This is a genomic window from Candidatus Cryosericum odellii (assembly GCF_003570935.1).
In the GTDB taxonomy this organism is placed as follows: domain Bacteria; phylum Caldisericota; class Caldisericia; order Cryosericales; family Cryosericaceae; genus Cryosericum; species Cryosericum odellii.
The window spans coordinates 1-4,889 of the sequence record NZ_QXIU01000099.1 but is presented as its reverse complement, the minus strand read 5'-3'; the positions used below and the strand labels follow the sequence as shown (position 1 = coordinate 4,889).

Genomic DNA, 4,889 nt, shown 5'->3' with positions numbered 1-4,889 from the left:
CGGGCGCGTCCTTGAAGTAATCATACGGGTAGATGACCCCATGAACGTCACTTGTCTCGAGCAAGGTTATCTTCACAGTCGTGGCAGCCATGGCTACCTTGAACGGGAAGCTCGCGAACACCAGACCCAGTATGAGAATCACACTGAGCAGAACTGACAGGCGCTTCTTCATTCCATTCCTCCCGACTTGCAGAATAGACCCGTGACTTGTTAATATTGTAGTCTCGAGGCAGGAGAATACAATTTATGAGCCACGGTTGAAAGAGATCGGCCGCGACGGAAAGGAGCGACCGTGGAACTCTCACTCTTGCATATGTCAACGGCTCAGCAGGCTCATGATCTTCTGAATGGTCTGGAATGCTACTCTTTGGGAGCCGATATCATGGCAGCCAAAGCGGTATTCCTTGTGATACGAGTGAATGGTCTACTCCCACAGGCTGCCAACATCCTGAAACAGGAGATGCTGGCCAAAGGGGGTGAGGTTGCCGTTCCATCAGGGGCTCTGCGCATGGAAGCAGGACGTGTGGACTGCATCGTGATGGGAACACTTGCCCAGTACACTCGACTAGTCGACATCCTGAAACAGCAACCGTTCGAGCTGCCAGAACTTGCAAAGCATCTGCAGTTGTTTGCAGGACTTGCAGCTGCCCGTCCTGCCAGGAACTGGTTTGGCACAGGTGCCGATATGGCCATCGGAGGCCTGGTCGACTGCGACTTCCGACCGTCGGGAGTCCACGATCACGCGGCCAACACCGTTGCTCTCGCGTGGAATCTCCTCGAGGAGCGATCGGACTTTCTTGTGGTCACGGGTTCCAACAACTCCATGGTACAGGACGTGGCTCAACAACTTGTCTGTACTGCTGGATGCCCCGTTGCAGCATGGGTCCCGAACAGTCAACCGATCACTCTGGCGCCTTCAATGCCTGTCATTGTTCAACGAGGCTACGGGCTGTCCGGCGCCGATGGACCAGTCTTGGCTATGTGCACTGACGAAGGGACAGCAGACTTCATTGAGGAACTCATGTCAGGTGGTATTGCCGCTGAAAGGCTTTTCGTAACGGCCGCACTTCACCACGGCCCTTCCGACACAATCTCTGGCACCCTGGTTCCGGTCAGTCTTCCTCGGTTGGATGCCGTCGTCGTGCGACAACAGGACATCGCTATGCTTTCCATGAGTACGAGAGCATGCGTGCTGACCCGTCTCGTCGACCGTGGAGCACGCGTCTTCATCACGAACGCGCCACGCCACGTCGGCGAACTCCTGGATGCCATCCGCGAGGATCCATGGAACTCATCACCTATTCGAACATAACGTCGACACAGGATACTGCACGCCAGATCGCACTTGAGGGTCATTTGCTGCCATTCGCCGTCATTGCCGAAAAGCAGTCGGCGGGGCGAGGGCGACGTGGCAAGAGCTGGAATTCGCCACAAGGAGGCTTGTGGCTTACGCTGGCCCTGGCCGTGCAGTCGCCTGAGACAGTTCGTCAGTCTGCAATGGTGGCAGCACACGCCGTGGCAAGCGTCGTGGTGACTGAGACTGGCGTTCGCACACTCGTCAAATGGCCTAATGACTTGCTTGTCAAACGTCGCAAGGTCTGCGGTATCCTTGCTGAGACGCTCGTTCAGTCTGAAACGACAACCCTGCTGCTGGGCATCGGCCTTAACGTCAACAACGTCATAACCCCGGACCAGTTGTCACATATGACTTCGCTCAGAGAAGAATTGGGGCGCAGCGTCGACGTACGGCACCTCTGCCAAAACATCCTGGACATGGTAGAACTGGACATAAACTTGCTCATTCTGCATGGCTTTGACACCTTCAGTCCCTGGATGGACGCCAATCTCGCCCTGCGGGACGAACTCGTCACGGTGGAATTCAACGATCAGCGTGAGTCGGGGCGGGTGAGCGGATTGTCAAAAACCGGCGCCCTCCTCCTCAAGAACCCTGACGGGTCACTCACGGAGGTGGACGCCGGCAGCGTCTACGACTGGTAAACAGCTTTCACCGACTCAGTGCTTATCGGTGTTGAGCCGGGCCGCCTTCAGGACATTGTCGAACAGCATAAGGGTCGTCAGTACGCCGACTCCACCAGGCACCGGTGTTATCAGCGATGCCTTCGAGCGAACGCCCTCGAAATCGACATCACCTACGATTTTCCCATTGACATCATTGATGCCCACGTCGATGACAACAGCACCATCCTTTACGTACTCAGCCGTAATCGCCCTTGGTCTCCCCATCGAGACGACCAGAATGTCTGCCTCGCGTGTATACTTGGCAAGGTCGACGGTCTTGGAGTGGCATACTGTGACCGTGGCGTCACGCTGCAGCAGCAGGGAAGCAACTGGCTTGCCCACAATGTTACTACGACCTACAACGACGGCGTTCTTGCCCTGGATGCGAACACCATAGTTCTCCAGGAGAGAGATAATCGATCTTGCAGTGGCCGGGACAAAGCGAGGCTTACCAATCATCAACTGCCCCATATTGAAAGGGTGGAACGCATCAACATCCTTGTCGGGACTAATGCCGTGCAAGATTGAATCCACATCATATTCCTTTGGCAAGGGAAGCCCGACCAGGATACCGTCGACATCCTTCGAATCGTTCAGCCTGTGGATAAGGTCAAGTACCTCGGCAGCTCCGACTGACTCATCGATTTTTCGAAGCTCAACATAGAACCCGAGTTCCACACCCTTGTGTGACATGTTCTTGAAGTAGACCATGGTCGACGGGCTGTTGCCAACAACAATCACGCTCAGCGAAGGATTGTGTCCCTCCGACTTTAAGCGCTCGACCTCCTTAATGATCTCAGCCTCGATCTTACGAGTAAACAATGATGCTTCCATGATTGATCCCATATTCATCTCCTTTTCGAGGTGACCCGCCGGCTACCCGACCGGTCCGGGAGTGTAGTGTTTACCATCATATCCAAGCAGTACCTTGGTGCCGGCACAGGCGGGGCCATCCCCACTTGTTCTTGCTCATGTGCACTCTGACCTCCGCGACGGAGAACTGCCGAAGAAGGGTTCTCCCCCGTCGTACAGAAGCCCGCAAACAGCGCAACGCCACATGGGAATGATAATCACCTCTATCATCAGTGTAGTTGGAACGCTAATGCAATCAATGACCTGCCGTTTGCCCGCCGGCAACGCTCATTCTGTCACCAGAAGAGGTTTCAGCTGATCCAGAGTCATGCGTGTGTCAACCTTTCCCTGAATGACTCTTCCTGCACCGCCCGATTTGGCACCGAAGGTCTCCTTCATCCGTGCACTGAAGGTTGCCAGCAGTGCCTCACTGCCGATCGGCACCGAGCAGACGAACTGCCCATCAGTGCCGCCGCCAGGGTAGACGAGAATGCATAGTGGGCCCGAAGCCGAAGTCAACTTGGCTGTCACCATGCGGGCGAGCTCGGTGGGGACCCCATCGAGAACCATCACGGCAACACCATGTAAGGCGATCTCGTCCAGAGCCTGGTGAGCAAGCTCATCCGCAGCCATCGCCAGCAGACCCTTGACCTGCCTGGCTGCGTCATGGTCGCGCTGCTGCAACCTCGCAATCGAAGCCAAGATATCGCCAAGCCCACATGTCAGTTGCTGTTCGATTTCCCGAAGCACAGCGTCGTTTTGCCTGTAATATGCCGTCGCTGTCCGCCCTGCAACAAAGTAGAGACGAGTGTTACCACGCACTTTGTCACTTCGTATGATGGCAAACGCACCAATCTCGCCGGTCGACGCAACGTGAGTTCCGCCACACGGATTGGTGTCCAGATCCCCGATCCGAACAAGGCGGAGCGGTCCACCTGCAAGTTCGGGTACCTTGCGCACATCGTACGCAGCGATGTCCGCCCTGTCCACAAACAACGTCTCGACCGGTAGACACCGCCAGATAGCTTGTTCTACGGCGTCTTCGATCTCTGTCAGGACACTGCCGCTGACCGCTGTGGCCTCGACCTCTATACTGGCTTCCTCTTCGGTCATGTGAAAGGACAGCGTCCGAATGCCCCTGTCATCCAGCAACCTGCTTAGAATGTGCTGAGCCGAATGCAGCTGCGTGTGACGGCCCCGTCTCTCGGCGTCGACAACGCAGAGCAGATGCAGACCGACGTCAGCAGAGGATCCCAGAGGTAGTACAACATATGGACCGGCTTCATCCTGTTGAGCGTCAAGGATGGTTATGTCACCGACTGTTCCTCCGTCAGCGAGTTGCCCACCGCACTCCGGATAAAAGTATGTTTTCTCGAACCGGACGACAAGGCCGCGCTCCGTCTCCACGGTTGCAGTCACGATTCCATCGAATTGGAGCTTGCTGCCTTCCTCCCAGTACCCTTTCTGCATGTCGGACTCCCCTGTACCTATTCCGGCTTTTTCGCACGAAGCGATTTCAAATACCCGATGATCACATGTTCGTACCCCGCTCCAGTGGGTAGATAGATGGCTCGGTCATGCACCTCATCAGGGAAGTACTCCTGAGCCACCCAGTTGCCAGGAAAATTGTGTGGATATTTGTACAATGCCTGCCCGGCGCGACTGTTCTTGAGCTGAATTGGGGTGTCGACGTTCTTCGTCTGTTGTGCAAGATCTCGTGCACGGCGCATGGCGCCCAACACCGAATTGTTCTTGCGACTTCCTGCAAGGTAGATGACCGCCTCCGTCAGGTTCAGCATCGCTTCCGGCAACCCCACCGCATGCACGGCATCGTATGCCGCCATCGCCATTACAACGGCAAACGGATTCGCCAGACCGACGTCCTCTGCCGCGAAGATGATCATGCGCCGAGCCACGAAGAGAGGGTCGTCTCCTGCGTCGATCATGCGCGCCATGTAGTACAGCGCAGCGTCCGGATCAGATCCGCGCATCGACTTGATGAATGCCGAGGCAAGGTC

The 4,889-nt window shown here is 56.0% G+C and carries 5 protein-coding genes; 2 read left to right on the top strand and 3 right to left on the bottom strand.

Going from position 1 to position 4,889, the window contains the following annotated elements; genetic code table 11:
* The first annotated feature begins 292 nt into the window (after window positions 1–292).
* Together SMC5_RS10650 and SMC5_RS03945 are read left to right on the top strand one after the other, a co-directional pair.
* The gene (locus SMC5_RS10650; protein WP_165846161.1) at window positions 293–1,312 is read left to right on the top strand and encodes a hypothetical protein; all 1,020 of its coding nucleotides are present in this window, start codon (window positions 293–295) and stop codon (window positions 1,310–1,312) included.
* Window positions 1,285–1,998 carry a biotin--[acetyl-CoA-carboxylase] ligase gene (locus SMC5_RS03945; protein WP_165846160.1) on the top strand — a complete coding sequence of 238 codons (714 nt, stop codon included), beginning with the start codon at window positions 1,285–1,287 and terminating at the stop codon, window positions 1,996–1,998. The genes SMC5_RS10650 and SMC5_RS03945 overlap by 28 nt, the downstream gene beginning before the upstream one ends.
* 15 nt (window positions 1,999–2,013) lie before the next feature.
* On the opposite strand, the gene SMC5_RS03940 is transcribed toward SMC5_RS03945, so the two are convergent.
* From SMC5_RS03940 to SMC5_RS03930, 3 genes are all read right to left on the bottom strand, one after another.
* Window positions 2,014–2,865, bottom strand: a complete 852-nt coding sequence (locus tag SMC5_RS03940) for a bifunctional 5,10-methylenetetrahydrofolate dehydrogenase/5,10-methenyltetrahydrofolate cyclohydrolase (RefSeq protein WP_119119680.1) — start codon at window positions 2,863–2,865, stop codon at window positions 2,014–2,016.
* Window positions 2,866–3,159: 294 nt separating this feature from the next.
* Window positions 3,160–4,341, bottom strand: coding sequence for an alanine--tRNA ligase (locus tag SMC5_RS03935; protein ID WP_119119679.1), 1,182 nt, complete (start codon window positions 4,339–4,341; stop codon window positions 3,160–3,162).
* 17 nt (window positions 4,342–4,358) lie between these two features.
* On the bottom strand, window positions 4,359–4,889 hold a 531-nt coding region (locus SMC5_RS03930; RefSeq protein ID WP_455423448.1), incomplete at its 5' end, for an AAA family ATPase.